The 26,946-nt window shown below is 73.3% G+C and carries 26 protein-coding genes; 9 read left to right on the top strand and 17 right to left on the bottom strand.

Features of this window, described 5'->3' with window-relative positions:
- Positions 1 to 125: 125 nt before the first annotated feature.
- The 3 genes from AB0K00_RS38260 to AB0K00_RS38250 form a co-directional block, all read right to left on the bottom strand.
- Positions 126 to 914, bottom strand: coding sequence for a hypothetical protein (locus AB0K00_RS38260; protein ID WP_363531213.1), 789 nt, complete (start codon positions 912 to 914; stop codon positions 126 to 128).
- A 96-nt stretch (positions 915 to 1,010) separates the two neighbouring features.
- On the bottom strand, positions 1,011 to 1,403 hold the full coding sequence (locus tag AB0K00_RS38255; protein ID WP_363531210.1) for a hypothetical protein: 393 nt from the start codon (positions 1,401 to 1,403) through the stop codon (positions 1,011 to 1,013).
- A 5-nt stretch (positions 1,404 to 1,408) separates the two neighbouring features.
- Entirely contained in the window at positions 1,409 to 1,669 is a 261-nt protein-coding gene (locus tag AB0K00_RS38250) for a hypothetical protein (RefSeq protein ID WP_363531208.1), read from the bottom strand.
- A 160-nt stretch (positions 1,670 to 1,829) separates the two neighbouring features.
- On the opposite strand from AB0K00_RS38250, the gene AB0K00_RS38245 reads away from it, so the two are divergent.
- The 3 genes from AB0K00_RS38245 (at position 1,830) to AB0K00_RS38235 (ending at position 3,515) form a co-directional block, all read left to right on the top strand.
- Complete coding sequence (locus AB0K00_RS38245) at positions 1,830 to 2,252, top strand: DUF6086 family protein (protein ID WP_363531205.1); 423 nt, start codon at positions 1,830 to 1,832, stop codon at positions 2,250 to 2,252.
- Positions 2,253 to 2,342: 90 nt separating this feature from the next.
- On the top strand, positions 2,343 to 3,167 hold the full coding sequence (locus AB0K00_RS38240; protein ID WP_363531202.1) for a transglutaminase-like domain-containing protein: 825 nt from the start codon (positions 2,343 to 2,345) through the stop codon (positions 3,165 to 3,167).
- A gap of 198 nt (positions 3,168 to 3,365) precedes the next feature.
- Positions 3,366 to 3,515 (top strand): hypothetical protein, encoded by a 150-nt coding sequence (locus AB0K00_RS38235; protein ID WP_363531200.1) that lies wholly within the window; start codon positions 3,366 to 3,368, stop codon positions 3,513 to 3,515.
- A 262-nt stretch (positions 3,516 to 3,777) separates the two neighbouring features.
- Here AB0K00_RS38235 and AB0K00_RS38230 read toward each other — a convergent pair whose 3' ends face one another.
- Complete coding sequence (locus tag AB0K00_RS38230) at positions 3,778 to 4,275, bottom strand: pyridoxamine 5'-phosphate oxidase family protein (protein ID WP_363531197.1); 498 nt, start codon at positions 4,273 to 4,275, stop codon at positions 3,778 to 3,780.
- A 105-nt stretch (positions 4,276 to 4,380) separates the two neighbouring features.
- Between AB0K00_RS38230 and AB0K00_RS38225 the strand changes: the two genes are divergently transcribed.
- The gene (locus AB0K00_RS38225; RefSeq protein WP_363531194.1) at positions 4,381 to 4,599 is read left to right on the top strand and encodes a nuclear transport factor 2 family protein; all 219 of its coding nucleotides are present in this window, start codon (positions 4,381 to 4,383) and stop codon (positions 4,597 to 4,599) included.
- Between the two features lie 28 nt (positions 4,600 to 4,627).
- On the top strand, positions 4,628 to 5,296 hold the full coding sequence (locus tag AB0K00_RS38220) for a methyltransferase domain-containing protein (RefSeq protein ID WP_363531191.1): 669 nt from the start codon (positions 4,628 to 4,630) through the stop codon (positions 5,294 to 5,296).
- Between the two features lie 48 nt (positions 5,297 to 5,344).
- Here AB0K00_RS38220 and AB0K00_RS38215 read toward each other — a convergent pair whose 3' ends face one another.
- The 4 genes from AB0K00_RS38215 to AB0K00_RS38200 all read right to left on the bottom strand — a co-directional run bounded on the left by AB0K00_RS38215 (position 5,345) and on the right by AB0K00_RS38200 (position 9,743).
- Positions 5,345 to 5,677: a metalloregulator ArsR/SmtB family transcription factor gene (locus tag AB0K00_RS38215; protein WP_363531189.1), complete on the bottom strand. Its 333-nt coding sequence runs from the start codon at positions 5,675 to 5,677 to the stop codon at positions 5,345 to 5,347.
- 10 nt (positions 5,678 to 5,687) lie between these two features.
- Complete coding sequence (locus AB0K00_RS38210) at positions 5,688 to 7,976, bottom strand: ATP-binding domain-containing protein (protein ID WP_363531187.1); 2,289 nt, start codon at positions 7,974 to 7,976, stop codon at positions 5,688 to 5,690.
- A gap of 136 nt (positions 7,977 to 8,112) precedes the next feature.
- Positions 8,113 to 8,871 carry an ABC transporter permease gene (locus AB0K00_RS38205; protein ID WP_363531184.1) on the bottom strand — a complete coding sequence of 253 codons (759 nt, stop codon included), beginning with the start codon at positions 8,869 to 8,871 and terminating at the stop codon, positions 8,113 to 8,115.
- Positions 8,868 to 9,743, bottom strand: coding sequence for an ATP-binding cassette domain-containing protein (locus AB0K00_RS38200; protein WP_363531369.1), 876 nt, complete (start codon positions 9,741 to 9,743; stop codon positions 8,868 to 8,870). The genes AB0K00_RS38205 and AB0K00_RS38200 overlap by 4 nt, the downstream gene beginning before the upstream one ends.
- A gap of 33 nt (positions 9,744 to 9,776) precedes the next feature.
- Here AB0K00_RS38200 and AB0K00_RS38195 point away from each other — a divergent pair, with 33 nt between their 5' ends.
- Entirely contained in the window at positions 9,777 to 10,628 is an 852-nt protein-coding gene (locus AB0K00_RS38195; RefSeq protein WP_363531181.1) for a phosphotransferase, read from the top strand.
- A 3-nt stretch (positions 10,629 to 10,631) separates the two neighbouring features.
- On the opposite strand, the gene AB0K00_RS38190 is transcribed toward AB0K00_RS38195, so the two are convergent.
- Both AB0K00_RS38190 and AB0K00_RS38185 read right to left on the bottom strand, forming a co-directional pair.
- A complete protein-coding gene (locus AB0K00_RS38190; RefSeq protein ID WP_363531178.1) occupies positions 10,632 to 12,083 on the bottom strand; it encodes an MFS transporter in 1,452 nt (483 codons plus the stop codon).
- Positions 12,084 to 12,130: 47 nt separating this feature from the next.
- Positions 12,131 to 12,610, bottom strand: coding sequence for a MarR family transcriptional regulator (locus AB0K00_RS38185; protein WP_363531175.1), 480 nt, complete (start codon positions 12,608 to 12,610; stop codon positions 12,131 to 12,133).
- Between the two features lie 94 nt (positions 12,611 to 12,704).
- Here AB0K00_RS38185 and AB0K00_RS38180 point away from each other — a divergent pair, with 94 nt between their 5' ends.
- Positions 12,705 to 15,110, top strand: coding sequence for an Hsp70 family protein (locus AB0K00_RS38180; protein ID WP_363531173.1), 2,406 nt, complete (start codon positions 12,705 to 12,707; stop codon positions 15,108 to 15,110).
- 16 nt (positions 15,111 to 15,126) lie between these two features.
- Here AB0K00_RS38180 and AB0K00_RS38175 read toward each other — a convergent pair whose 3' ends face one another.
- The 5 genes from AB0K00_RS38175 to AB0K00_RS38155 form a co-directional block, all read right to left on the bottom strand.
- On the bottom strand, positions 15,127 to 17,754 hold the full coding sequence (locus AB0K00_RS38175; RefSeq protein WP_363531170.1) for a hypothetical protein: 2,628 nt from the start codon (positions 17,752 to 17,754) through the stop codon (positions 15,127 to 15,129).
- Positions 17,755 to 17,844: 90 nt separating this feature from the next.
- Positions 17,845 to 18,660, bottom strand: a complete 816-nt coding sequence (locus AB0K00_RS38170; protein ID WP_363531167.1) for an alpha/beta fold hydrolase — start codon at positions 18,658 to 18,660, stop codon at positions 17,845 to 17,847.
- A 63-nt stretch (positions 18,661 to 18,723) separates the two neighbouring features.
- Positions 18,724 to 20,826 carry a 3-hydroxyacyl-CoA dehydrogenase NAD-binding domain-containing protein gene (locus AB0K00_RS38165; RefSeq protein ID WP_363531164.1) on the bottom strand — a complete coding sequence of 701 codons (2,103 nt, stop codon included), beginning with the start codon at positions 20,824 to 20,826 and terminating at the stop codon, positions 18,724 to 18,726.
- Positions 20,827 to 20,837: 11 nt separating this feature from the next.
- Positions 20,838 to 22,049 (bottom strand): acetyl-CoA C-acetyltransferase, encoded by a 1,212-nt coding sequence (locus AB0K00_RS38160; protein WP_363531161.1) that lies wholly within the window; start codon positions 22,047 to 22,049, stop codon positions 20,838 to 20,840.
- A gap of 88 nt (positions 22,050 to 22,137) precedes the next feature.
- The gene (locus AB0K00_RS38155; protein ID WP_363531158.1) at positions 22,138 to 23,241 is read right to left on the bottom strand and encodes a CaiB/BaiF CoA-transferase family protein; all 1,104 of its coding nucleotides are present in this window, start codon (positions 23,239 to 23,241) and stop codon (positions 22,138 to 22,140) included.
- A 37-nt stretch (positions 23,242 to 23,278) separates the two neighbouring features.
- On the opposite strand from AB0K00_RS38155, the gene AB0K00_RS38150 reads away from it, so the two are divergent.
- Complete coding sequence (locus AB0K00_RS38150) at positions 23,279 to 23,638, top strand: hypothetical protein (RefSeq protein WP_363531155.1); 360 nt, start codon at positions 23,279 to 23,281, stop codon at positions 23,636 to 23,638.
- A gap of 304 nt (positions 23,639 to 23,942) precedes the next feature.
- On the opposite strand, the gene AB0K00_RS38145 is transcribed toward AB0K00_RS38150, so the two are convergent.
- Both AB0K00_RS38145 and AB0K00_RS38140 read right to left on the bottom strand, forming a co-directional pair.
- Positions 23,943 to 24,674 (bottom strand): methyltransferase domain-containing protein, encoded by a 732-nt coding sequence (locus AB0K00_RS38145; protein WP_363531152.1) that lies wholly within the window; start codon positions 24,672 to 24,674, stop codon positions 23,943 to 23,945.
- Positions 24,652 to 25,296: a helix-turn-helix domain-containing protein gene (locus tag AB0K00_RS38140; protein WP_363531150.1), complete on the bottom strand. Its 645-nt coding sequence runs from the start codon at positions 25,294 to 25,296 to the stop codon at positions 24,652 to 24,654. The genes AB0K00_RS38145 and AB0K00_RS38140 overlap by 23 nt, the downstream gene beginning before the upstream one ends.
- A 59-nt stretch (positions 25,297 to 25,355) precedes the next feature.
- On the opposite strand from AB0K00_RS38140, the gene AB0K00_RS38135 reads away from it, so the two are divergent.
- Positions 25,356 to 26,915 carry a sodium:proton antiporter gene (locus AB0K00_RS38135; RefSeq protein ID WP_363531147.1) on the top strand — a complete coding sequence of 520 codons (1,560 nt, stop codon included), beginning with the start codon at positions 25,356 to 25,358 and terminating at the stop codon, positions 26,913 to 26,915.
- The last annotated feature ends 31 nt before the right edge of the window (positions 26,916 to 26,946 follow it).

The following is a 26,946-nucleotide window of genomic DNA, read 5'->3' as shown; positions in this document are numbered from 1 at the left end:
ACCGGCCCACGCGGCGTGCCCGCTGCGGCCTGCCCCGCAGCGTTCCTATCGTGCCTCGCTACCGTGCCGCGCCACCCGGTGTCGCCACCCGGTGTCGCCTACCAAGTGTCGCTACCCGGTGTCGCTTACTCGGCTTCGCGGAGCTCGGCCAGGCGGGCCTCGATCTCGGCCAGCTCCGCCCGCAGCCGCTCCGCCTGCGACTCCGCCTCCGCCCGCGCGGCCGACACGATCTCCTCGACCGCCTCGTGCACGCCGGGCACGTCGAGCATCCCGACCATCTTCAACGCCTCGTTGGCCTTGATGACATACGGCTTCGCGAGTGCCTTCGCACCCTGGTTGGCCGCGACCGTCCACTCACCGTCCGCATACGCCAGGGTCACCGTCAACCCCGGCGATGCCTTCGGCTTCGCCGCCGCCTTCTTCGCCGCTGTCGCCCGCGGCGCCGGCACGCCCGCAGACTCCTTCACCGGCTCCTTGGCTGTGTCCTTGTCCTTGGCCGTGTCCTTCGCCGTGTTGGCCGGGGCCGGCTCGACCGGCGCGGCGGCCGGGACGGGCTCGGCGGCGACGCCGACCGGGGCAGGATCGGCGGACGGCTCGACGGTCGACGGCGCGGACACGGGGGTCTCCTCACGGGGTGCTGGAACGGTCGGGGTGCGACGCACCGGCGCCGCCTTCGGAGCGATCTTCAGATCAGCGGGGGAGAAGGGCAGCTCGTCCCGGCCGAACCGGACGACCACCCACTCCTCGGACAGTTCGGGGTCGGTCAACTGCACGACCTGCCCCAGCTGCCCGGCAATCTGGCCGGCAGCCTCCGTGAACACGACCTTCGGCTTCCGGCCGGCCGCGAGGGTGTCCCGGATCTGCTCCAGCTCCACCGTCGACAAGCCCCCGGCCGCGGTCCGCGCGGCTGCCATCGCACCCTCCCTTTATCGAACATGTGTCGGAAACGTTCTACCAGTCGGGTACGACATTTTCCGAATGCGACACACCGTACGACAAAGATCGGGCAGTCAGGGCAGCTCGTCGATCTCCGCATGCGGGTCCAGGGTGCGCAGCACCTCGGGGCGGTCCGTGACGATGGCCCAGCCCGGTCGGGCCTGCGCACGGCGTACCACATGCGCGGCCGCGACCAGAGCGGGTCCACCCTCACCGGAGAACAGCGCACCGCTGTCCACGGCGTCCGCGGCGGTCAGGTCGTCCACAACCACCACCGGCAGGCTCAGCAGCACCTTGAGCACGTCATAGTCCTTGGGGGAGGTCTGCGCCCACGCCTCGGCGAGCGCTGCCGCCGGCACCGCCAGGACCACACCCTGGTCCACCGCGTGCCACACGATCGCCGAACTGTACGGTGCGCCGGCCACGAACCCCAGAATCGCCGAACTGTCCAGGATGCGGCCGCCCACGGCGGTCACGACACCGGCCCGGCGGGTGCCACCCCCAGCACCTCACGCGCCCACGCGTGGTGCTCCGGGTCCATGCGCACCCCGCGTCGCGCATACAGCTCGTTCAACGCCAGCAGCGCCCGGTCCCGGGCCAGCCGGCCGCGGACCGCCTCGGCGACATACGCCGACACCGACTCCGCACCACCCGCGTCCACGAACCGTCGCACCGCGGCGGCCTCATCGGCGGGCATCGTCACCGTGACCCGCTCCTTGCGCACTTCACGCATACGCATAGGGTAGCGGCCGCATACGCCGATCACCTAGCGTGCCGTCACCCGCGCGGGGGACATTCGAGCCCACCTGCGTCGATCTGGCACGCCCGTCCGATAATCCATCACGTTCGGTGATGAACATCTCGACGGTACGCAGCCCGGTACGGTCTGCGGCGTGAGCAAATACTTCCAGGTCGGCGATGTGACGCTGTGGAATCCGTCGCATGGCGTGGCGAACCTGTTCTACGCGCAGTCGGTCGCGATGCAGACGATCGCCGGGGTGCCCAGCGGCATCGCCGCCGACAACGGCCTCGACGAGCACGACGTGGACGTGCCGGTGTTCACCGCGTTCGTCGGGGCGCTCGTGGCCAGGTACCGCTCGAGCAACCATCCGGTCCTGCTGGCGCTGATCGAGGGTTTCACCGCCACGGCGCTGGTGATGGCCGACCGTGCCGGCGTGCGGGTCGACGCGTTGCACGGACCGGTCGGCCCGAACGTCAGCGACATCTCGCTGGTCGGGCCGCGGGCCGGCGACGATGCCAGCCGGGCGCGGCTGCTCGAACTCGCCGAGTCCTTGTCCTACGGCATGCCGCGCTGATCGGCTCCGTATCCGTAGATGTTCGATAATTGACATTATGTCAACCAGAGCGACGGGAAAGTGTCGTACCCCGGCGGTACGTTCCTGGACATGACGGGGATCGACTACACCACGCCGGGACCGCTCACCGACCTGTCGAGCGTGCCACCCGCCGCGCTGGCAGGGGTGCCGGCCGACGCCGACGGCATCAGCCGGCTCGCGAGCTCGCTCATCGTGCACCCGCACGAGACGTCCGGACTGGACCTGCCCGAAGCGCGGTTCGCGGACAACCAGCTGCGCCACGCTGATCAGATCGTCGCGGCCATCCTGCGGCTGGACGACGCGCCGTTGCACGTGCCACGCGAGGCGACGCGGCGGGCCGTCGGCACGTGCCGGCACTTCACGGTGCTCACGGTTGCGCTGCTGCGGTGGCGTGGCATCCCGGCGCGGGCCAGGTGCGGGTTCGCGACGTATTTCCGGCCGGGGCTGGGCCTGGACCACTGGGTCGTCGAGCACCTCCGCGACGGCCGGTGGATCCGCACCGACGCGCAACTCGCCGGCGACGCGTCCAGCACGGTCCTGCCGCACCCCGAGGACCTCGACGACGGGTTGTTCCTGACCGGTGGTGAGGCGTGGACGGCGTGGCGGGAAGGGCGCATCGACGCGGCGACGTTCGGCGTCGGCGGCACCGACAACTTCGGGCCCGCGGAGATCCAGGGCAACGCGGTGCGGGACCTCGCCGCGCTCAACAAGGTGGAGATGCTGCCGTGGGACGAGTGGGGTCGGATGGACGCTGCGTATAAGGGTGAGACCGGCGCCGACTATGACGAGCTGATGGACCGTGTCGCCGCGGTGACCGCCGGCGACGACCCGCAGGAGGTCACCGACCTGTATGCCGCGGCGGACCTGCGGGTGCCGGAGGCGCTGCTGCACTGAAACGACGAGATGCCAGCCGCGGCGTGGCGAGAGCGGCGCCGCGTCCGTCGGAGAAAGCTCGCTCGGAAGCCGACTGGAGGCCGACCAAGGAAGCCAGGAGCTGGGAGCTGGCCAGGGAAGAAGGCGCCGACGGACTCCCCCACTCCCCCTGTCGTGCGCCGGGAAAACCGCCGATACGCCGACGCTCAGCTGTATCCGGTGTCGAAGCCGGCGCCGCTGTTCGAGGTCCGTGCCGGTGACCGGGTCTCCGCGTCGGTGACGGCGCTGGGCCGTCAGCCCGACCGGAGGTTGAAGTTCTTCACCCAGATCATCGACCACGACGCGCTCGCGCGTGGTGAGCAGGGGTAGGCGCCCGGCATCATGCTGACCGAGCCGGACGAGCTCGAGACGCCGGTCCGGTTCGCGCCGCTGTGCGCTGTCGACAGTCGCGGCGTCGGCATGCACTCAGGTCCTGAACTTTTCCGGTGGGACATGCAGACCCGGGACGGTCTGACGGCGGCGATCACCGGTCCGGCAACCGACGCCGGCGAGTTCTCCATGTCCAGGTCCGCCCCGGGAGGGCACACGTGACCCGCGGCCGGCTCACGCAGCATGGTGCCAGGGCGGGTAGTCAGGCGTTCTGGCGTTCGGCGCGCTGACGGACCAGTTCCTCCACGGCGCTCGGCAGCGTCGTCTCGAAGTCGATGAGCTTCGCCCAGGTCGGGGTCACGACAATGCGGACCATGCCGTCGTAGAGGGAGCGGACCTCGGCCTCCCAGTGCACGCGCTGCTCGGGCGTCATCTGGTAGGTGCCGTTCATCTGCAGGTACTCCTCCGGGATGTCGTCGACGACGTCGAGGTCGGCGTGGCCGCGGATGAGCAGGATCTTCGGTGGGTGCACCTCGGTGTCGATGGTGAGGGCGACCGCGGGGTTGGCGCGCAGCGCGTGCAGCTTCGGGGCGTTCTTCGTGGTGCACATGACGATCGTGGTGCCGTTCCAGGTGAACGCGATCGGGATGACGCGCGGTGTGCCGTCCTTGGCGACGTAGGCGAGGCGGGTCAGGTCGCGGGCCAGCAGTTCCTGGCTGAGCGGCCGGTTCAGCACCTCGGTGATCTCGTTCGGTTCCATGGTCGGGCCTCCAAGTTGTCGGTTGCTTGCGTCGCTGGGACGGAGCCGGCGCCGGGTTCTCGACATCCACGGTGGCCGAAATCGCGGATGCTCCAGGATGAGGGCATGGAGCAGATCGTGCGGGATGTGATCGACGCGGTGGAGCGGCAGGACTGGGTGCTGGTCAAGGCGTTGCTGCACCCGTACCTGCACTGGCGTGAGCCGGGCGTGGCGATGCGGGGACGCACGAAGGTGCTGGCCCGGCTCGCCGCGGGTCCGGTCCCGGTGGCGCCGGACTCGTGGGAGCTGCGTGACGGGCAGATCTACCGCTGGACGTCGGCGTGACCGCCCGGTGCCGCATAGACTGTCCGATATGTCAGATGGGCTGGACGGGTTGCTGGCCGGGCAGTTGGCGTACTACCGGGCGCGGGCGCCGGAGTTTGACGAGGTGTACGGCGAGCGGGGGTTCAGCTCGCTGACCGACCTGCTCGACGAGCTGCCGATCGGCGGGGACGTGCTGGACCTGGCGTGCGGCACCGGCCAGTGGACGGTGCGGCTGGCGCCGCGTGCCGCGCACCTGACGGCGTTGGACGGGGCGCCGGAGATGCTGGACATCGCGCGGCGGCGGCTGGAGGCGGCGGGGCTGACGGCGACGTTCCAGCAGGAGGACCTGTTCGCGTGGCGCCCGCAGCGGCGGTACGACACGGTGTTCTTCGCGTTCTGGTTGTCGCACGTGCCGCCGCAGCGGTTCGTGGCGTTCTGGGCGGCGGTCGCGGCGGCGGTGCGGCCCGGCGGGCGGGTGGTGTTCGTCGACACGGACGCGGCGGAGCGGGAGACGGAGCGGGCGGCGCCCGGTGGCCGGGAGACGGTGCTGCGCACGTTGAAGGACGGCAGCGAACACGAGGTCGTCAAACTCTTCCACGACGCGGCCGGGCTCGCCGCCGCACTGCGGAAACTGGGGTGGACTGCACAGGTGGACCCCGCCGACGGAGGGTTCATCCGGGGTGTTGCTACGCTCACGGACAGGTCGGCACGGGACTAGGCATCCCGGGTCGGCGCCGGTTCGGTGAGCGTGCTGGAGTCCGACCCATCACGCTCCCACCGAGAAGTTCCCGGGGGGCTCCCCCGCGGTTTCGTCCAGGACGCGTTCGAGTGCGTCGAGGTGCGCGGTCCACAGCCGCCGGTAGGGCGACAGCCACGCGTCGAGTTCGGCGAGGGGTTCGGGGACGAGTTCATACCAGCGGCGTTGCGCGTCCTGGCGGACGGTGACGAGCCCGGCCTCCCGCAGCACCCGCAGGTGCTTGGAGGTGCCGGGCTGGGTCAGGCCGGTGCGGGCGGTGAGCTCGCCGACCGGCTGCGGGCCTTCCAGGAGCAGGTCCAGGATGCGGCGCCGCGCCGGTTCGGCGAGCACGTCGAAAATCACACGGTCAACGTTATATGCCCACCACGGCATACAGCGAGTCCGGGAGGGTCCCGGGGTGTAGGACGCCGAGGCGTTGGGTGGCGCGGGTGAGCGCGACGTACAGGTCGTTGGCGCCGCGGGGTGACTCGTTTGCGATGCGGTCGGGGTCGACGACGATGACGCCGTCGAACTCGAGGCCCTTGGCCTGTTTGACGGTGAGGACGACGACCTTGGCGGCGAGTTCGGGTTCGTCGCCCACGGCGGCGTCGGGCAGGACCTTGAGCACCGCCGGTACCAGATCCGCGAAGGAACCGGCGGGCAGGATGACGCCGAGCCGTCCGTCCCCGGCGAGTGCGGCCTCGGCCACGGCGGCCTCGGCGAGCGCGTCGGGCAGCCGGGACGGGGCGACGCCACGGATCCACGGGTCGACGCCGGAGACCCGCACCGACCGGGGTGGCTCCAGGTCGGGGTCGATGCCGGCGAGGACACCGGCGGCGACGGCCATGATCTCCGTCGGGGTGCGGTAGTTGACGGTGAGTTCCCGTAGCCGCCAGCGGCCGGGGACGTACGGGTCCAGCGCGGAGGCCCAGGACGCGGCGCCGCCGAGGTCGCCGGTCTGCGCGACGTCGCCGACGACGGTCATGGACCGTGACGGGCAGCGGCGCATCAGCAGCCGCCACGCCATCGGTGACAGTTCCTGTGCCTCGTCGACGATGACGTGGCCGAACGCCCACTTGCGGTCGGCGGCGGCGCGTTCGGCGGGGGTGAGGGCGGACGCCTCGTCCTGCCGTTCGGCGAGCCGGTCGGCCTCGAGCAGGTCGGTGACGGACAGCAGCTCGGGGTCGTCCTCGTCCTCCACGTCGATGGACCGGGACCCGAACGCGATCTCCAGGGCGCCTTCGGCGTAGGCGATCTGCCGTTTGCGTTGCCGTTCGGCGATGATCTCGCGGATGCTGTCGTCCTCGCCGAGCAGTTCCGCGGCCTCGTCGAGCAGCGGCACGTCGGCCGGGGTCCACCCGGAGCGGGCGGAGCGTTGCAGCGCTGCGGGGGCGCCCGCGGTCTGCAGCCTGGCCGGGGAGGCGAACAGGCCCGCGACGAGCTGCTGCGGGGTGAGGATCGGCCACAGCCAGTCCAGGGCGCCGAGGACCTCGGCCTCGCCGCGCAGCTCACGGCGGATCTCGGCGAGGTCGGCCTCGTCGAGGATCTGCGGGTCGCCGGGGGCGTCGTCGCCGCCGAGCGGGTCGTCGGCGTAGGGGTCGATGCCGATGGTGTCGGCGACCAGCAGCGACAGCGCGTGGATGATCTCGGTGTCGAAGATGGGCCGGGCGAGGTTGTGCAGTTTGCCGGAGCGGCGGGCCCGGTCGCCGGCGTCGGCGATGACCTCCGGGTCGAGCATGACGGCGGCGCCGTCGAGGATGTCGAGGCGGATCGCGACGGCCTCGTCCGGGACACGCTGGCGGTCCCGGACGGCGGCGGCGAGGACGTCGACCATCGCGGCGCGGCCCTTGATCTCCGCGATCGGGGCGGGTTCGTCGGTGTGGGCGACGACGCCGGGGAACAGGTCCCCCATCGTGCCCAGCAGCACGCCGGTCTCGGCGAGGGACGGCAGGACCTGCCCGATGTAGCGCAGGAACGTCGGGTTGGGCCCGACGATGAGCACGACCCGGGAGGACAGCATCTGCCGGTGCGTGTACAGCAGGTATGCGGCGCGGTGCAGCGCGACAGCGGTCTTGCCGGTGCCGGGGCCGCCCTGCACGACGAGGACGCCGCCCAGGTCGGCGCGGATGACGTGGTCCTGTTCGGCCTGGATCGTCTCGACGATGTCTTTCATCCGGCCGGTACGGGATGCGTTCAGCGCTGAGAGCAGCGCGGCTTCGCCGGCGACGCCGTCGTGTGCGCCGCGGCCGGTGTGGTGCGCCTCGTCGAGGTCGAGGACCTCGTCGTCGATGCCGGTGACGGTGCGCCGCTCGGTGCGGATGTGGCGGCGCCGCCGCACCCCCTCGGGCGCGGCGGCGGTGGCCAGGTAGAACGGTCGTGAGGCGGGGGCCCGCCAGTCGATGAGCAGCGGCTCGTAGTCGTTGTCCTCGTCGAAGATGCCGATCCGGCCGATGTAGCGGACCTCGTCGCCGGCGTGGAAGTCGAGCCGGCCGAAGCACAGCCCGTTCTCCACGGCGCTGTACTGGGCGATGCGGTCGGTGTACAGGGCGGTCGCCGAGTCACGGTGGGAGCGGTCGGCGGGGGTGCCGCCGGTCTGCAGCAGCGCCTGTTGCAGCTGCTCGGACGCGTCCTCCCGTAGCGTGTCGAGGTGCCCGTACAGCATCGTGAGATGCGCTTGCTCAGTTTCGAGCTCGGATGCGTCGGATGCGTTTGACAACCCGTCTCCAGTCGGCTAACATTTCCATCAGTCAGGCGCCCGAGGGCGCCTTTTTTGATGCCCGAACGCTCTACTCTACTGCCTACCGGGACAGTCGACGGTACTGCCTGACGGACAGTGGCACGAAGACGACCGTGAGGACCGCCGGCCACAGCAGCGCCGGCCAGGTCGCGCCGCCGCCGGGGTTGCCGAAGAGGGCGCGGGTCGCGTCCGCGGTGGCGGACAACGGGTTCCAGTGTGACAGCGTGCCGAGCCAGGCGGGCATGTCCTGCGGTGAGGCGAGCGCGCTGGACAGGAACGCGACCGGCCACACCAGGATCTGCACGGCGACGAGCAGTTGCGGGTTGCCGCTGAGCAGCCCGAGGTAGATGCCGATCCACAGCACGGCGAAGCGCAGCCACAGCAGCAGGCCGACGGCGGTGAGCGCGCCGGCGAGCCCGTCGTGCCAGCGCCAGCCGACGGCGAGGCCGCAGCCGAGCATGACCAGCAGTCCCAGCGCGGAGGTGAGCAGGTCGGCGACGGCCCGCCCGGTGACCTGCGCCGACGGTGCCATCGGCAGGGACCGGAACCGGTCGGTGACGCCGCGGCCGGTGTCGGTCGCGATCGCGGCGAACGTCGACTCGACGCCGAAGAGCATCGTCATGGCGAACATGCCGGGCAGCAGGTATTCGCGGTAGTCGCCGCCGCCGGCGACGCTCATGCCGCCGCCGAGGACGAACCCGAACATCAGCACCAGCAGGACCGGGAACAGCAGCATGAGCACGATCTGCGCGGGTTGCCGGGCCAGGTGCGCCAGCTCCCGCTGTGTCATCACCCAGCCGTCGTGAAGGATCCATTTCATGCGGCCACCAGTTTCAGGAATGCCTCGTCGAGGGTGGGGCGGCGCACGGTGATGTCCTCGATGTCGGGCAGCCCGGCGGCGAGGGTGAGCGCGGCGACCCGGTCGTGGACGGCGACGCTGACCCGGTTGCCGTCCACGGTGACCGGGCCGAGCACGGACAGGCGGGCGGCGACCGCGTCGGTGGCGGTGGTGAGCACGTCGAGCCGGTCGGCGCCCTTGAGGTCGGTGGGGGTGCCGTCGGCGATGACCTTGCCGTGGTCGATGACGCTGATCCGGTCGGCGAGCTGGTCGGCCTCGTCGAGGTACTGGGTGGTGAGCAGCACCGTGGTGCCGTCGGCGACGAGCCGGCGCACGGCTGCCCACACCTCGGCCCGGCCGTGCGGGTCCAGGCCGGTGGTCGGCTCGTCCAGGAACAGCACCTTCGGGGTGAGGATCATCCCGGCGGCGAGGTCGAGGCGGCGGCGCATCCCGCCGGAGAACCGGTTCGCGGGCTTCTCCCCCACGTCGGCGAGCCCGAACTGCTCCAGCAGCGCGTCGGCGCGGCGGTGGGCGGCGGTGTGGCCGAGGTGGCTGAGCCGGCCGAACATGACGAGATTCTGCCGGGCGCTGAGCAGCTCGTCGACGGCGGCGTGCTGGCCGACGAGCCCGATCGCGGCGCGGACCCGGTCGGGGTGCCGTTGCACGTCGTGCCCGGCGACGGTGGCGGTGCCCGCGTCGAGGCGGACCAGGGTGGCGAGGATGCGCACGAGGGTCGTCTTGCCGGCGCCGTTGGGGCCCAGCAGCCCGTGGACGGTGCCGGCGTGCACGGTGAGGTCGACGCCGTCGAGGGCGGGGTGCCCGTCGTAGCGTTTGCGGATGTCCCGAACGTCAATCACGTTATACAGTGTATAGAGTTAGGTGGGAAGTTGCGACTCGATGTTCCGGCGTGCGCCGCCGCGCTCGGCCTGACCTACGACGGCCCGTGCCCCGGCGGGGAGGTCGGCGCCGGCTACGTCCTGCTGCCCGACGGCCGCCGGGCGGTGCTGAGCTCGGGGCGGCGGGAGTCCGCCGCCCTCGTCGACCTCGCCCGCGCCGCCGGTGTCCCGGCACCCCGCTACGAGCTCGTCACCGAGGTCGCCGGCGCCACCGTCGTGGTGCAGGAACTGCTGCCGGGCCACCCGCCGGCCGCCGTCGACCGGGCCGTGGTCGACGGGATGCTCGCGGTCAGCGCCCGCTGCACCGGCCTGCTGCGCGACTCCGGCCTGCCGCAGCGGGAGCTGTACCTGCACCGCGACGGCCCCGGCTTCTGCCTGCACGGTTCCCTGGAAGGGCACTCGGCCCGCACCGCCGCGCTCCTGGCGACGGTGCGGGCCGTCCCGCTGGACGAGCTGCCCGGCGACGACCTCGTCCACCTCGACTACCACCCCCACAACATCCTGGTCACCACCGAAGAAGCCACCGGGGAAGCCGCCGAAGACACCACGGACGGCACCACGGACGGCACCGGCGGGCGGGTCATCACGGGCGTCGTGGACTGGGACGGCGCCGGCCGCGGCACCCGCGCCTTCGACCTGGTCACCCTGCTGTTCTGGCTGTCCCGGCACGCCCCGCACCTCGCCCCGCCGGTCCGCGCCGCGGCCGCCGCCCTCGCCCCGCCGGAGGTCCTGGTCGCCTGCTGGGCGCACATGGCGCTGCGGCAGGTCGACTGGTCGATCCGCCACCACACCGCCGAAGAGGTCGACGCCTGGCTCACGGTTGCCGAACAGAGCCCGTTCTGACCCTCACGCACGGGCCGGGTCACGATCCAGGTCCAGCCCGGACGCACCGGCGGCCGGTGCCGGGTCGGACGCCCCGGCGGCGGACAGCGCCGCCGGGGAGCGCAGCACCAGCGCGGCCACCGCGATCGACGCGACCAGCAGCGCCGCGCTGACCGTGAACGCCAGCCGGTACCCGGCCGTCAGCGCCGCCGCCTCCGACGCGCCCGCGGCGAGCCGCCCCGCCGTCCGGGACGCCGCCACCGTCGACAGCGCCGCGACCCCGAGCGCCATGCCGACCTGCTGCGTCGTGTTGAACAACCCCGACGCCAGGCCCGCGTCGTCGGCGCGGGCACCGGACATGCCCAGGCCGGTGATCGCCGGCAGGGCCAGCCCACCGCCGGCGATGAGCAGCATCACCGGCAGCAGGTCGGGCGCGAACCGGGCGTCGACCGGCAGCCGGGTGAGCCACGCCATGGCCAGGACCAGCAGCGCCAGGCCCGCGATCAGGGTCGTGCGCTCGCCGAAGCGGGCGATCACCCGGGCCGACACGGCCAGGGACACCACCGCGATCGCGAGGGCGGCGGGCAGCATCGCCAGCCCCGTCTGCAGGGCGGTGTAGTGCAGGACGCGCTGCATGTACAGGGCGACCAGGATCTGGAAGGAGAACATCGCGCCGATCATCAGGATCTGCAGGACGTTGGCGCCGGCGACCTGCCGGGAGCGCAGCACCCGCAGCGGCATGAGCGGGGTGCGGGCGGTCGCCTGCCGGGCCACGAACCCCGCGAGCAGCAGCACCGCCGCCACCGAGAACAGCAGGCGGCCGGTGGGCTGCACGACGGCGCCGATGCCGGTCATCAGCCCGGCGGTGACCAGGAACGCGCCGAGGACGTCGGCGCCGGCGCGCAGGCCCAGGCCACGGTCGGCGGGCACGAACGGGAAGGTCAGCGCGAACGCGACCACGCCGATCGGCACGTTGATCAGGAAGATCCAGTGCCAGCTGAGCAGGTCGGTGAGGACGCCGCCGAGGACCTGGCCGATGGAGGCGCCGGCGGCGCCGGTGAACGCGAACACCCCGAACGCCTTCGCCCGCTCGGCCGGGGCAGGGAACAGGGTGACGATGATGCCGAGGCTGACAGCGCTGGACATGGCGCTGCCGGCGCCCTGCAGGAAGCGGGCGGCGATGAGCATCGCGGGGCCGGTCGCGAGGCCGGCGAGGACGGACGCGGCGACGAAGACACCGGTGCCGGCCAGGAACATCCGGCGGCGGCCGAGCAGGTCGCCGAGGCGCCCGGCGAGCAGCAGCAGGCTGCCGAACGCGATGAGGTACGCGTTGACGACCCAGGTCAGGCCGGACGGGGTGAAGCCGAGGTCGGCCTGCATGACGGGCATGGCGACGGTGACGATGCTGCCGTCCAGGATGGTCATGAGCATGCCGGTGGCGAGGACGGCGAGGGCCGCCCCACGGTTGGTGTCCATGGTTCGACCGTAACAGATAGTCCGCTACGGAACCATCTACAAGTGACCTACAACCCAGCGGCGCGGGCGCGGCGCACACCCGGCGCCTCCACCGGGGCGGCCAGGTGCCCCGCGGACAGGCGCGTCAACGCTCGCACCAGCACGTCGCGCTCCTCAGCCGGCAGGGAGTCCAGGGCCGCGGCGTGGACGCCGTCCGCGATCTGCTGGCTCCGCGCCGCGACCTGCGCCCCTTCCGGGGTCACCGCGATGATCCGGGCCCGCCGGTCGGTGCTGGACGGGCGGCGGTGCGCATACCCGGCCTTCTCCAGCGCGTCGACGGTCACGACCATCGTCGTCTTGTCCATGCCGCCGATCTCGGCCAGCTGGATCTGGGTGCGCTCGGTGCCGAGCGCGTGCACGAGCACGCAGTGCATCCGCGGGGTCAGGCCGATCTCGGCCAGGGCCGCGGCCATCTGCGTACGCAGGACGTGACTGGTGTGATCGAGCAGGAACGAGAGGTCAGGCTCGACCCGCGTCGGTGCGGTCATACCTTCGAGCGTATCAATGCACCTGGCAGCGGATGATCTGTCAGCAAACCGTCTGCGACGTTCCGGACGCCGACGGTGGGCGTAGGGTGCGCGAGTGATCGCTGTGCGGTACCGCCTCGGGATCGATTTCGGCACCTCGAACACCGTCGCCGTCATCCATGAGGACGACGGGCGCACCCGCCCGGTGCTGTTCGACGGCTTCCCGCTGCTGCCGTCCTGCGTGTGCGTGGCCCCGGAAGGCGCCGGCGGCACGGGCCTGCTCGTCGGCCGCGAGGCGACCCACGCCGCCCGCATCCGGCCCGAGCGCTACGAGCCGCACCCGAAACGCCGCATCGACGACGGCACGGTCCTGCTCGGCGACGCCGAGTTCAGCGTCGCGCAGCTCATCGCCGCCGTCCTCACCCAGGTCAGGACCGAGACGGTCCGGACGATGGGCGGCGAGCCCGGCACCGTCGTGCTCACCTACCCGGCCGCGTGGGGTCCCCGCCGGCGCTCGGTCCTGCTCGACGCGGCCCGCCTCGCCGGTCTCGGCACCCCGCAGCTGGTGCCCGAGCCCGTCGCCGCGGCCGCGTTCTTCGTCGTCGCGACCGGCGCCGCCGTCCCCGTCGGCAGCCGCGTCGTCGTCTACGACTTCGGCGCCGGCACCTTCGACGCGTCCGTCGTCACCCGCACCGCCACCGGCTGGGACGTCATCGCCAGCGAAGGGCTCGACGACGCCGGCGGCCTCGACGTCGACACCGCGATCGTCGACTACCTCGGCACCGTGCACAACGCCACCCACGGCGAGCTGATGCGCCGGCTCACCCAGCCGCAGACCGTCGCCGACCGGCGCGCCCACCGCAACCTGTGGGAGGACGTGCGCACCGCGAAGGAGATCCTGTCGCGGTCCGCGTCGACCTACATCCACGTGCCGCTCATCGAGCAGGACGCCCCGCTCGGCCGGGAACAGCTGGAGCGCCTGGCCCGGCCGGTCGTGGACCGGACCGTGGCGCTGACCCGCACCGTGCTCGGCGCCGCCGAACCGGCCCGGCCCCTCGCCGGGCTGTTCCTGGTCGGCGGGTCGAGCCGGATGCCGCTCGTCGCGACCCTGCTGCACCAGGCGACCGGGGTCGCACCGACGGTCCTGGAGCAGCCGGAACTGGTGGTCGCCGAGGGCAGCGCCCGGCCCCTGGCAACCACAGGGTCCCAGCCTGCCGTCGATGCGCCGGGTGTACCCCAGGCCGCCGGCACCCCACTCTGGCCGACCGCCGCACCGAACCCGCCCGCAACCCCGGACCCTGCCGCCACACCGGGCCTGGCCGCCACACCCGGGGCCGCCGGTCAGGACCGCGGGGTCCGCGGCGTCGCCGCCGTCCGCCCGGCCCAGCCGCCGCAGCAGCCGACCCCGGTGTCGGGCGGTGGCGCCGTCTACGGCACGCCGGCCTCGGCGCCGGCGGCCGGGACCCCGTCGTTCTCGATCCCGCCGGTGTCCGGCCGGCCCGCCTCGAGCCCGCCGCCGCCCGGCGCCGGATGGGCCGGAGCTGGACTGCCGGTCTCCGGTCCCCCGGACGCCGCCTGGCAGACCTCGTCGCCGCCCGAGTCGTCGTGGCCGCAGACCGGCCCGTCCTGGCCGGTCTCCCCCGCGGCATCCGGGCCGGTGAGCCCCACCAGCCCCGCGGCCGCCATGGGCTCGGCCAGGCCGGAGGAGGTGGCGGCGTTCGGGGCCGGCCCACCGCCCGCGACCACCACCCCGCCGACGACCAGCCAGGCGACCGCACCGGCCGGAGCGGTCCGCAGGACCCTCGTCACCGCCGCGGTCACGCTCGGCGTGCTGCTGCTGTTCGGGTATCTCGGCCGCAAGGCCCGCGACGGCGAGTGGTCCCTGCCTTACGAGGTCTCCGCCTGGAACGACTGGGTCGGCGAGGCCCGCGTCTACCTGTACCCGGGCTTCCTGCTGTGGCTGGCGTACCTGTTCGCCGCGCCGGCCGGCAAGCCCGTGCCCCGCGCCGTCACCTACGGGCTGCTGCTCATCCCCGCGATGATCGTCATGCAGGAGTTCGCCGTCGTGTTCGCCTGGGCCGGCGGCGCCATCGCCGTCTACGCCCTGCTCGTCATCGGGCTGCTCGCCGCGGTGATCCTGCTCGCGGCCCGGCGCCGCCTCGACGGAACCGAGGTGCGGCCGATCTTCGGCCGCGCCGACGCCGGCGGGCTCGCCCTGGGCGTGTTCATCGCGATCCTCGCCTCCGCACCGGAGTTCCGGTACGCGATCGAGGGCCTGGAGGACGGCGACATCGGCCTCACCGACGCCCTGAAGATCACCGAGGTGCCGGCGCTGCACTGGTTCGTGTTCGGGCCGTCGGTGACCCTCGCGTTCGCCGGGCTGGGTGCGGCGATGGGCCGGTTCGTCGCGCTGACCGCCCCGGGCATGGCCCGGTGGCTGCCCCGCATCGCGGCCGTGGTGCTCCTGCTCGGCGCGCTCGTGGCGCTGTCGCGCATCGGCACCGGCCTGTTCGACTGGTAACCGCTGGCAACCGCGGCTACCCCGCCGCCAGGGCGTGCCGGCCGCGGTACGCCCACCGGTACCCCCACCTGCCGCGGCGCGGCCGCCAGCCGCGGTGGCCCAGCAGCGCCAGGACGGTGCCGATCAGGACCGCCCAGCCGCCCAGGGCCGCGACCGTGCCGACCGGGCCGCCGGTCACCGGCAGCGCCGCCGCGGCCGGTGCCACGGCGACCGGGACCGTCAGGAACCGCAGGGTGTTGTCCGCGGCGAGCCCGGCGGCCAGCAGCGTGTGCCCGCCGCGGTCGAGGTCCACGGGGACCACGACGAGCAGGGTGAACGCCCCGCCGGCGTCGGTGAACGCCGTGCCGAGACGCTGCGGCGTGGAGTACACGACGACCTCGACGGCCGTGCCGGGTTTGTAGCCGCCGCCGTGCAGCGTGATCGCCGCCCCGGTCGCCGTGGCCTCGCCCGCGGCGTTGCGCAGCGTCCCGGCGGCGGGAGGTGCGGCGGCCGGGACGGTCACCGGCACCGGGTCCCGCAGGACGGTCAGGACCGCGGTGACGTCGGGTGCGGCCGCGAACCGGTGGTCGCCGTCCTGCCGGGCGACCAGCGCGCACGCGCCGACGGCCAGCAGCGTCACGGTCGCGCCGTCGACGGTGCAGGTCCCGGCGCTGCTCGTGCGGTAGGCGACCGGGAGCCCGGACGTCGCGGTCGCGGTGAGCGTGACCGGCCCGTCGGACACCGCCGTCGGCGGCGGCGCGGGGAACGTGACGCGCTGCACCGCCGGGGCGATCCGCACGGTCCGGGTGACCCGCGGCGCGGGCGCCCAGTCACCGTTGCCGGGCTGGTCGGCGCGGATGATGCAGGCACCCGCGGTGACCGGGGTGATCGTGTACCCGTCCACGGCGCACACCCGCCGGCTGCCGCTGGACAGCACGACTGGCAGGTACGACGACGCGACCGGCGCGACCGTGAACGCCCCGTCGGCGAACGACCGGCCCGGGAGCTCGGCGAGGGTGATGCGCTGGACGCCCCGCGCGACGGTGAACGTCCGCCGCACCGGCGGCGCCGCGGCGTGTCCGGCGTCCCCGGGCTGCGTCGCGGTCACCGTGCACGCGCCGGGGGTGCGCAGGGTGACGACGGCGCCGGCGACCGTGCACACCCGGGGCGACTCGCCGGTGAACGTGACCGGCAGCCCCGACGTCGCGGCCGCGACGAGGGTGACGGTCCCGTCGGTGAGCACCGCGCCGGGGACCGCGGCGAAGGTGATCGTCTGCGCGTCGCCGGTGACGGTGAACGTGCCGTCGACGCGGGCGGCCGGGTCCCAGCCGGCGTCGCCGGGCTGGTCGGCGTGCACGGTGCAGGTGCCGGCCCGCACGAGGGTGACGACGGACCCGGCGACGGTGCACACGGCGGGGGTCGCGGCGGTGAACGTCACCGGCAGCCCGGACGTCGCGGTCGCGGCCAATGTGACGGCGCCGGCCCCGGCCGCGGTCGGCGGCGGCGCGGTGACCGCGATGTGCTGGCTGCCCTTGCCGATGGTGAACCGGACCTCGACGTCGGGTGCGGCGGTCCAGTTCGCCGCGGCGGGCCGCCGGGCCAGCAGCACGCAGGTGCCGGTGGCGTGCAGGGTGACGGTCGGGCCGGCGACGGTGCACACGCCCGCGTCGGCGCTGGTGACGGTGACCGGCAGCCCCGAGTTCGCGGCCGGCGCGATCGTCACGGTGCCGGCCGCGAGCGGCACAGACCCCGGCGGTGATCCCGGCACCGGGAACGTGATCGTCTGGCCGCCGCGGCCGACGGCGAACGCCCGCTCGACCCGCGGTGCCGCCGCGAACCGGCCGTTGCCGCGCTGGTCGGCGCGCAGCACGCAGGTCCCGGCGCCGACGAGCGTGACCCTGCGGCGCTGCACGGTGCAGACGCCGCGGGTGGCGGTGGTGACGGTGACGGGCAGGCCGGACGTGGCGGTCGGGTCGATGCGGACCGTCCGCGCGGACATCGACGTGTCCGCGGGGCGGGCGAAGGTGATCGCCTGCGCGGTCCGGGCGACGCGGAAGGAGTCCTCGGCGCGGGGTGCGGCCGCGTACTCGTCGTCGCCGCGCTGGTCGGCGCGCACGGTGCAGGTGCCGCCGGCGACGAGGGTGACGGTGCGGCCCTTGACCCTGCAGATGCGGGGCGTCGCGCTGGCGTAGGTGACGGCGAGGCCGGAGGTGGCGGTCGCCGACACCTGGACGGTCCCGGCGGCGACCCGCGTGTCCGGGGTCGGCGTCCAGGTGATCGCCTGGGCCCGGCCGAGCACGGCGAAGGTGGCGCTGGCCGGTTCGGCGGCGGCGAACGAGCCGTTGCCGGGCTGGGTGGCGCGGATCGTGCAGCGGCCGTGCCGGTGCAGGGTGACCACGTCGCCGTCGGCGGTGCACACGCCGGTGCTGGTGCTGGCGTACTGCACCGGCAGCCCGGACGAGGCGACCGCGGCGACGGAGACAGTGCCGGCGGTCAGCGGCGTGTCGGCGGTGTCCGTCCACGTGATGCGCTGCTCGGCGAGGGCCGCCGCCGCGGCGGAGGCCGGTGCCGGCAGGATCCCGCCGATGCCCACCAGGACCGACGCCGCCAGCGCCGACAGGGTCCGCACCGGCCCGCGTCGCAGCCGCACGCCGAACGCCGTCATGGCGGTCTCCCCCGTCCGTCTCCGGTTGGAGGGCGGCCGGCCTACCCGCCGCCCCGCAGTCGAAGACCGTAACGTAGGGTGATCATACGACTACGCGAAATCAGGGGACTGCTCCTGAAGGAACGGGACCAGGGCGGCGTTGACCGCGTCGGGCTGCTCCAGGTTGAGCATGTGCCCGGCGCCGGGGATCTCGATCCGCCGCGCGTCCGGAACCTCCGCCAGCGCGCGCAGCGTGACCTGCTCGATGTCGGCGGAGTCGGCGTCACCGACGAGCAGCAGCACCGGCGCGCGCACCTCGCCGAGCCGGTGCAGCGCGTCGCGCTCCAGCATCCGGCCCCGCGCGCCCGCGTGCTCGGTCACGTTGTGGGCGGCCATGTCGGCGCACCGGACCCGCACCGCCGCGGCCACGTCCTCGGGCCGCCGGTGCGGGCCGTCGACCCACGCCCGCAGGAACGCCTCGACGACCCCGGCCGTGTCCTGCGCCTGCGCGGCGGCGGCCAGCTCCCGGTTGCGGCCGGTGATGTACGGGTCGGTGAACGTCATCCCGCTGATCCCGGTCGCCGCGGCGCACAGCGCCCAGACCCGCTCCGGGCGGCTGACCGCGAAGTCGAACCCGATCCGCCCGCCGAGGGACAGCCCGACGATCGCGGCCCGCTCGACGCCGAGAGTGTCCAGCACGACCGCGAGGTCGTCGTCGTGGCGGAAGTCGCCGGTGGCGCTGCTGGAGCGGCCGTGCGAGCGGACGTCGACGCGGATCACCCGGTGCCGGGCGGCGAGCAGCTCGAACTGGTCGTCCCACATCCGGCAGTCCAGCAGCCCGCCGTGCAGGAGCACGACGGCGGGCCCGTCGCCGGCGGCCTCGTAGTAGAGCTGCCCGTCGGGTACTTCGATGTGCCCGGTCCCCATGGATCGACCCTAACAACGGGACCGGGCACCCGTACGCCCCACGAACGACGCGAACGCCCCGAACTACACGAACTGCTCGCCGTGCTCCGCCTTGCGCAGCAGCAGCGCGGGCGGCTCGAACCGGGCGCCGTAGCGGGCGGCGAGCTCGCGGCTGCGGGCGATGAACCCGGGCAGGCCGCCGTCGTACTGGTTGATGTACTGCAGCACGCCGCCGGTCCAGCCGGGGAACCCGATGCCCAGGATCGAGCCGATGTTGGCGTCCGCGACGCTGGTGAGGACCCCCTCGTCGAGGCACTTGACCGACTCGAGGGCCTCGGCGAACAGCATCCGCTCCTGCATGTCCACGAACGGCACGTCCGCGCCGGGCTTCGCGAAGTGCTCGCGCAGACCAGGCCACAACCGGTCCCGTTTGCCGCCGGTGTACTCGTAGAAGCCGGCTCCGCCGGAGCGCCCCGGCCGGCCGAACTCGTCGATCATGCGGTCGATGAGCGCGTCGGCGGGTGTCGGGGTCCACGCGTCGCCGTACGCGAGGCGGATCTTGCGCGGCAGCGTCAGGGTCAGCTCGTCCATCAGGGCGAGGACCGCGGCGGGGTACCCGGCCTGCAGGCTGGCCTGCTCGATCGACGGCGCCGCCACCCCCTCGGCGAGCATCAGCAGGCCCTCACCGGTGAACGTGCCGATGACCCGGCTGGTGAAGAACCCGCGGCTGTCGTTGACGACGATCGGTGTCTTCTTCAGCTGCCGTACCACGCCGAGGGCCCGGTCCACGGCGGCGTCGGACGTGGCGGCGCCGCGGATGACCTCGACGAGCGGCATCTTGTCCACGGGTGAGAAGAAGTGCAGCCCGACGAAGTCCTGCTGGCGGGTCACGCCGTCGGCGAGCACCGAGATCGGCAGCGTCGAGGTGTTGGAGCACAGCAGCGCGTCCGGCGCGACGATGTCCTGGACCTCGGCGAACACCTTGTGCTTGAGGCCCGGGTCCTCGAACACGGCCTCGATGACCAGGTCGCAGCCGGCGAGGTCGGCCGGGTCGGCGGTCGGGGTGATCCGGCCCAGGATCTCCTCCGCGGGCAGGAACGGCTTCTTCGACAGCACCTTCACCGAGTACTGCTTGCCGCGTTCGGCGGCCTCGACGGTGACGTCCTTGAGCAGCACCTGCATGCCGGCCTTCGCGCACACGTAGGCGATGGCCGCGCCCATCATCCCGGCGCCGAGGACGGCGACCCTGGTGAACGGGGTCGCCTTGGTGCCGCGCGAGTTCGCCGCCTGCAGGTCGAAGAAGAACGCCTTGATCATGTTCTTGGCGATCTGCCCGGTGGCGAGTTCGGTGAAGTAGCGGCCCTCGATCGTGAACGCGGTCGCGAGGTCGACCTGGGCGCCTTCGACGGCGGCGGCGAGGATGTTGCGCGGCGCCGGGTACGGCGCGCCCTTGAGCTCCTTGCGCAGCGTCGCCGGGAACGCGGGCAGGTTCGCCGCGAACGACGCCTGCGCCGGGGTGCCGCCGGGGATCCGGTAGCCCTTCACGTCGTAGGGCTGCACGGCGCCGGGGTTCGCCGCGATCCACGCCTTGGCCCGGTCGAGGACCTCGGCGCGCGGGGCGATCTCGTGCACGAGCCCGGCGTCGAGGGCGGCCGCCGGCCGGTGCCGCTGCCCGCGCAGCAGCACGGTGAGCAGCGCCGGCGCGATGCCGAGCAGCCGGACGGTCCGCACGACGCCGCCGGCGCCGGGCAGCAGCCCGAGGGTCACCTCGGGGAAGCCGATCTCGATGCGCGGGTCGTCGGCGACGATGCGGTGGTGGCAGGCGAGGGCGAGTTCGAGGCCGCCGCCGAGCGCGGAGCCGCCGACGGCGGCGACGACGGGCCGGCCGAGGGTCTCCAGGCGGCGCAGCAGGCCCTTGAGGTGCATGGAGGACGCGTACACGTCGGCGGCCTGGTCGGGGCCGAGGCTGCCGAGCCGGTCGAGGTCGCCACCGGCGAAGAACGTCTTCTTCGCCGACGTGACGACGACCCCGGCGACGTCGTCCTTCTCCGTTTCGAGGCGGTCGAGCACCGTTTCGAGGTCGGCGACGAACGCGGCGTTCATCGTGTTGGCGGAGCGGGCCGGGTCGTCGATGGTGAGCACGACGACGCCGTCGTCACCGCGGTCCCAGCGGATCGTGTCGGTCATCTGGTGCCCTTTCAGATTCGCTCGACGATGGTGGCGATGCCCATGCCGCCGCCGATGCACAGGGTGGCGAGGCCGTAGCGCAGGCCGCGGCGGTCGAGCTCGTCGACGAGGGTGCCGATGAGCATCCCGCCGGTCGCGCCGAGCGGGTGGCCCATCGCGATGGCGCCGCCGTTGACGTTGACCTTGTCCAGGTCGAAGTCCATGTCCTTGGCGAAGCGCAGCACGACGGCGGCGAACGCCTCGTTCATCTCCACCAGGTCGATGTCGGCGGCGGTGAGCCCGGCCTTGGCGAGGGCCTTGCGGGTCGCGGGCGCCGGTCCGGTGAGCATGATCGTGGGGTCGGCGCCGCTGACGGCGGCGGCGACGATCCTGGCCCGCGGGGTGAGCCCGGCCTTGACGCCGGCGGCTTCGCTGCCGACGAGCACGAGCGACGCGCCGTCGACGATGCCGGAGGAGTTCCCGGCGGTGTGCACGTGCTCGATCCGCTCGACCCAGTGGTACTGCTGCAACGCCACCGCGTCGAAGCCACCGAGGTCACCGATCGTCGCGAACGACGGCGGCAGCGCCCCGAGCCCGTCGAGCGTGGAGGCGCGCAGGTGCTCGTCGCGGTCGAGCACGACGAGGCCGTTGCGGTCCCGGACCGGCACCACGGAGCGGCTGAAGTAGCCGCCCGCCCACGCCTTCGCGGCCCGGGTCTGCGACTCCAGGGCGTAGGTGTCGACGTCCTCGCGGGTGAAGCCCTCCAGCGTCGCGATCAGGTCGGCGCCGATGCCCTGCGGCACGAACCGGGTGGTGAAGTTCGTCTCCGGGTCCATCGCCCAGGCGCCGCCGTCGGAGCCCATCGGCACCCGCGACATCGACTCGACCCCACCGGCGAGGACGAGGTCCTCCCAGCCGGCGCGGACCTTCTGCGCGGCGACGTTGACCGCTTCGAGGCCGGACGCGCAGAACCGGTTGAGCTGCACCCCGGCGACGGTGTCGGGCAGGCCGGCGGCGATCGCGGCGGTCTTGGCGATGTCGGACCCCTGGTCCGCGATCGGGGAGACGACGCCGAGCACGACGTCGTCGATGTCGGCCGGGTCGAGCCCCGGGTACCGGCGGCGCAGCTCGTCGATCAGCCCGACGACCAGCGACACGGGCTTCACCCCGTGCAGCGAGCCGTTCTGCTTGCCTCGCCCGCGCGGGGTGCGGACGGCGTCGTAAACGAAAGCCTCAGTGCTCACCTACCCGAGAGTAACTTGCCCTCGTCGGACTCGGTACCCCGCCGCCCGCCATCGCCCTTGCGAGAATGTCCACAGGCGCCGCGCCCGGCTACTCCGGCTGCACGCCCCACTCCTGGAGGACCTCGGCGGTGTGCTGGCCCGGCAGCGGCGGCGGCCCGCCCAGGGTGGCCGGGGTCGCGGAGAACCGGGGCGCCGGCACGGGCTGCACGACGCCCAGGTGCTCGGTGAACGTGCCCCGCGCGGCCAGGTGCGCGTCGCGGGGCGCCTCGTGCAGTGACAGCACGGGCGTGACGCAGCCGTCGCCGTCGTGGAACAGCGCCGACCACTCGTCGCGGGTCCTGGTCAGGAACGCCGCGGCGAGCCGCTCCCGCAGCGCCGGCCACTGCGCCACGTCCAGCTGGTCCGGCAGGTCGCTCAGCCCGAGCGTCGCGACGAGGGTCGCGTAGAACTGCGGCTCGAACGCGCCCACCGCGACATGTTTGCCGTCCGCGGTCTCGTACACGTCGTAGAACGGCGCCCCAGTGTCGATCATGTTGACACCGCGGCGGTCCTGCCACAGGCCGACGGCCAGCATGCTGTGCAGCATCGTGCTGATGTGCGCCGCCCCGTCGACGATCGCGGCGTCCACGACCTGCCCGCGGCCGGTCCGCTCCGCGTCGCGCAGCGCGGCGATCACCCCGACCACCAGGTACAGCGCGCCGGCGCCGAAGTCGCCGAGCAGGTTCACCGGCACCTGCGGCGGCCCGCCGGCCCGGCCGATCGCGTGCAGCGCCCCGGACAGCGCCAGGTAGGTGATGTCGTGCCCGGCGGTGCCGGCCCGCGGCCCGTCCTGCCCCCAGCCGGTCATCCGCCCGTAGACCAGCGCCGGGTTCACCGCGTGCGCCTGCTCGGGTCCGACCCCGAGCCGCTCCGCGACGCCGGGCCGGTACCCCTCGATCAGCACGTGCGCCCGCTCCACCAATCCCAGCACGGTCGCCACGCCCGCGGGATCCTTCAGGTCGACGGCCACGGACCGTTTCCCGCGGTTGAGCAGGTCGGTGGCGGCCGGCGGCGCGATCGGCGACCCGGGCCCGATCCGGTCGACCCGGACCACGTCCGCGCCGAGGTCCGCCAGCATCATCCCCGCGAACGGCCCCGGCCCGATCCCGGCCAGCTCCACCACCCGCACGCCCCGCAACGGTCCACTCGTCATGCCTGCCATCTTGCGGCACGGCCCTACGCTCGCGGGTGTGCGGTTGCGGACCACCATCGCCTGCGCCGCCGCCGCGGCCGCGTTCGCCGCGAGCGGTTGCGGCGGCCGCGACGCCGGCTCCGACGGGCCGCCGGGGACCGTCCACGGCACGATCGTCCAGTCCGGCGGGCCACCCGGCGCGTCGCCCGGCAGCGCCCCCGGCACGGTGATCGTGCAGCGCGGCGGCGCCGAGGTCACCCGGCAGCAGGTGGCGGAGGGCCAGGAGTTCCGGTTCACCCTCGGCCCGGGCCGTTACCGGCTGTCGGCGCGCGGCGTCGACGGCGCCTGCGTGGCCACCGACGTCACCGTGACCGCCGCGTCGGACCAGTCCGTCGAGCTGCTGTGCCAGCGCAAATGAGCGCCGTACCCGCCCGCTGAGAACGGGCTCAGGCGAGCTCAGGAACGTCACAGTGCTCGATGGCGAGACTGTCGGCATGGTTCGGGGGCGCACGGCAGCGGGTTGGACGGCGGTCGGTGCGGCGACGGTGTACATCGCGCTGCAGGGCGACTGGGTCGCCGGGTGGACGTTCGGCCGCACGCAGGACGCGTGGCTGCAGGACACGGCGACCGCCGCCCAGGTCGGGTGCGCGGCGGCCGGGTTGCTGGTCCTGCTCATGGGGCGCCGCCGTCAGCAGCGGCGCCGGGCCGACCGCGCGGCGGTGTCAGGCGGTGCGGCACACGAAGACGCCCCAGCCCAGAAATTCCCGCCGGTATTCCAGGTGCGTCCGCCTGCTGTGCTCCAAATAGCGCCGCATGGTGTCGGCGTCGGGGCCCGTCGGGTGCGCACGGAGCCACTCGTCGACGGTCCACCACTGCGCCGCCGCGTACCGGTCCCATGAGTCGTGGTCGGCGAGGACCATCTCGACCAGGCTCAGGCCCGCGGCCTCCAGCCGGTCAAGCGTGCCCAGCAGCGACGTGAACTCCGCGAACTCGGCCGGGATGCCGCCGGGTGGGGTGGCGGTCCAGTACGGCTCGCCGATGAGCATCAGCCCGCCGGGGCGCAGCGCGGGGCGCAGCAGCTCGACGGTGCCGGCGAGGCCGCCGCCGATCCAGGTGGCGCCGATGCAGGACACCACGTCGTAGGAGGCGTCGTCGGGGACGTCCTTGGCGGCGTCGCCGTGGCGGAACGTGACGCGGTCGCTGACGCCGAGCTCGCGGGCGCGGTCGTGGGCGGCGGCCAGGAACACCTCGCTGATGTCGACGCCCTCACCCACGGTGCCGTAGACGTCGGCCCACCGCGACAGCATCTCGCCCTTGCCGCAGGCGAGGTCGAGATGGCGCTGCCCCGGTCCGAGCCGGCACACCTCGCCGAGCAGCATCAGCTTGTCGTCGGTGAACGGGTTGAGGATCCGGTGGCCGGCCTCGGCGATCTCATGCTGGCGAAGGATGTCCATGCTGCACCTTTGCCGCGGCGGGTGCCGGTTGTCCACCGGTTTGCGCGGTGTTCTGCGCATCGTTGAGGGCGCCGTGCAGGAACAGTTCGACCAGGTCGGCCGGTTCGCCGCCGGCCATGACGAGGTGGTGGAACGCCCGGGCGAGGTATTCGGGGTCCCGGCGCAGCCGGTCCTGCTCCGGTTCGAACAGCCCCGCGAGGGCGTCGACGGTCTCCGTCATCGACTCGCGCCGGCGGTCCACCGGCGGCAACTCACCGGGGTCGCGGCGCAGGCCGGCCGCGCCGAGGGCACCGATGACGGCGCCCATGCGGGTCAGGTACCCCCGCAGCGTCTCCACCGCCTCGACGAGCCGGTCGGCGAGGGGCTGGTCGAGGTCGATGGCGCGCACGTGGGCGAGGGTGTCGTCGCGGCGCAGCGCCTCGGCCACGCACGCGGCGAGCAGCGCGTCCTTGTCGGCGAACGCGCGGAAGATGGTGCCCTCGCCGATGCCGGCGGCGCGGGCGACCTGGGCGGTGGTGACGGCGGCGCCGTGCTCGACGACGAGAGGCAGCGCGGCCGCGACGATCATCGCGCGGCGGTGGTCCGGGCTCATGGGTGTGGCTCGCTTACGGGGTTCAGTCATACCCACGATTGTGCGGAGTGAGTACTCACTCCGTCAAGGGTGGCTTATCGTGATCATTCGTGAACGGTGTCCAGCTCCTCCTGATCATCTTCGGCGGGATCACGGTCTCGGCCGTCGCGCACCGCCGCGGTGCCCAGCCCGGGCTGGTCGTGGTCATCCTCGCCGCGGCCGCGTCGTTCATCCCGGGCGTGCCGCGCCTCGAACTGGACAGCGAACTGATCCTCGCCGTCGTCGTGCCGCCGCTGCTGTACTCCGCGGCCCGGGGCGCCTCCATGTCGAGCTTCTCGCAGAACCTGGGCCCGATCCTGACCCTGGGCGTCACGCTCGTCGTGTTCACCACCGGGGTCACCGGGCTCGTCGCGTCGCTGCTGCTGCCCGCGATCGGCCTGCAGGCCGCGCTGGTCCTCGGCGCCGTCCTCGCCCCGCCGGACACCATCACCACCGTCACCCACGGCAAGGAGCTCGGCCTGCCCCGCCGGGCCACCGCGATCCTCACCGGCGAGAGCCTCGTCAACGACGCGACCGCCCTCACCCTGTTCGGCCTCGCCGTCGCGGCGACCGGCGCCGGGCACACCCTGTTCGACAACGGCTTCGTGCTCTTCCTGTACAACGCCCTCGTCGGGGTGTTCCTCGGCGGCGTGCTCGCCGTGGTCACGCTGTGGCTGCGCAAACGCCTGCACGACCCGGTCCTGGAGACCGCGGTGTCGCTGCTGCTGCCGTTCACCGCGTTCCTGCTCGCCGAGCAGGTGCACGCCTCGGGCATCCTCGCCGTCGTCGTCGCCGCGTTCTCCGTGTCCATCAACACCGCCCTGGACAAGCGGCACCAGTACCCGGGCGCCTACCGGGCCCGGCTGCAGGAGGAGGCCGTCTGGCCGGTCGTGGACTTCCTGCTGGAGACGTTCGTCTTCGCCTACATCGGACTCCAGCTGCGCTTCGTGGTGCAGAGCCTCGCCACGTCGGACTCGCTGCTGCGCACCGTGGTCGCCGCCGCCGTCATCCTGGTCACCGTCATCGTGTTCCGCCTCGGCGCGGTGCGGGCGTCGTTCGCCTGGTGGGGGCTGCGCCGCCGGCAACGCGAGCGGCGCGTCGCGACCGACCCGCGGGCCCGCGCGAAGTGGGAACGCCGCCTGCAGTGGCGGGCCCGCCGCGGCCGCCAGCGCCCCGTCCTCGGCGAACCCACCCCGAAGGAGGCGATCATCGTCGGCTGGACCGGCATGCGCGGCATCCTGACTCTCGCCGCCGCGGCCGCCGTCCCGGAGCACCTCGCCGACGGCACCCCGTTCCCCGGCCGCGACGAGATCCAGGCGATCGCGCTGCTCGTCACCTTCGGCACCCTGCTCATCCAGGGCACCACCATCCCGATGCTGGTCCGCCGGCTGCGCATCGACACCGCGGCGGAAAGCGCCCGCGAGGCCGAGCTGCACGCCCGCGGCGTCGCCATCGCCGCCGGCGCGCTGCCCGGCGCCGCGCCCACCGGTGACGCGGACTTCGACGCCCAGCGCGACGCCCTCGCCGACGCCGTCTTCGCCGAGGAGCTCGACGACGACACCGCGCGGCGCCTGGTCCACGACATCGACCTGCGCCAGGCCGCCCACGGCACCCAGCCCCCGCCCCTGTAACCGGCGGCTGGGGCCTGCGAGACTCTCCCGC

The organism is Dactylosporangium sp. NPDC049525 (assembly GCF_040676755.1).
Taxonomy (GTDB): domain Bacteria; phylum Actinomycetota; class Actinomycetes; order Mycobacteriales; family Micromonosporaceae; genus Dactylosporangium.
This window is presented reverse-complemented; position numbering and strand designations above follow the sequence as displayed.

Excerpts from the sequence above, each read along its gene's own strand:
- AB0K00_RS38260 (WP_363531213.1), bottom strand. The coding sequence starts at position 914 with ATGGCAGCCGCGCGGACCGCGGCCGGGGGCTTGTCGACGGTGGAGCTG.
- AB0K00_RS38230 (WP_363531197.1), bottom strand. The coding sequence starts at position 4,275 with ATGGAACCGAACGAGATCACCGAGGTGCTGAACCGGCCGCTCAGCCAG.
- AB0K00_RS38185 (WP_363531175.1), bottom strand. The coding sequence starts at position 12,610 with ATGACCGCACCGACGCGGGTCGAGCCTGACCTCTCGTTCCTGCTCGAT.
- AB0K00_RS38145 (WP_363531152.1), bottom strand. The coding sequence starts at position 24,674 with ATGGACATCCTTCGCCAGCATGAGATCGCCGAGGCCGGCCACCGGATC.
- AB0K00_RS38190 (WP_363531178.1), bottom strand. The coding sequence starts at position 12,083 with ATGGACACCAACCGTGGGGCGGCCCTCGCCGTCCTCGCCACCGGCATG.
- AB0K00_RS38205 (WP_363531184.1), bottom strand. The coding sequence starts at position 8,871 with ATGAAATGGATCCTTCACGACGGCTGGGTGATGACACAGCGGGAGCTG.
- AB0K00_RS38225 (WP_363531194.1), top strand. The coding sequence starts at position 4,381 with ATGGAGCAGATCGTGCGGGATGTGATCGACGCGGTGGAGCGGCAGGAC.
- AB0K00_RS38210 (WP_363531187.1), bottom strand. The coding sequence starts at position 7,976 with ATGCTGTACGGGCACCTCGACACGCTACGGGAGGACGCGTCCGAGCAG.
- AB0K00_RS38175 (WP_363531170.1), bottom strand. The coding sequence starts at position 17,754 with ATGACGGCGTTCGGCGTGCGGCTGCGACGCGGGCCGGTGCGGACCCTG.
- AB0K00_RS38220 (WP_363531191.1), top strand. The coding sequence starts at position 4,628 with ATGTCAGATGGGCTGGACGGGTTGCTGGCCGGGCAGTTGGCGTACTAC.
- AB0K00_RS38240 (WP_363531202.1), top strand. The coding sequence starts at position 2,343 with ATGACGGGGATCGACTACACCACGCCGGGACCGCTCACCGACCTGTCG.
- AB0K00_RS38155 (WP_363531158.1), bottom strand. The coding sequence starts at position 23,241 with ATGACGAGTGGACCGTTGCGGGGCGTGCGGGTGGTGGAGCTGGCCGGG.
- AB0K00_RS38170 (WP_363531167.1), bottom strand. The coding sequence starts at position 18,660 with ATGGGGACCGGGCACATCGAAGTACCCGACGGGCAGCTCTACTACGAG.
- AB0K00_RS38165 (WP_363531164.1), bottom strand. The coding sequence starts at position 20,826 with ATGACCGACACGATCCGCTGGGACCGCGGTGACGACGGCGTCGTCGTG.
- AB0K00_RS38250 (WP_363531208.1), bottom strand. The coding sequence starts at position 1,669 with ATGCGTGAAGTGCGCAAGGAGCGGGTCACGGTGACGATGCCCGCCGAT.
- AB0K00_RS38140 (WP_363531150.1), bottom strand. The coding sequence starts at position 25,296 with ATGACTGAACCCCGTAAGCGAGCCACACCCATGAGCCCGGACCACCGC.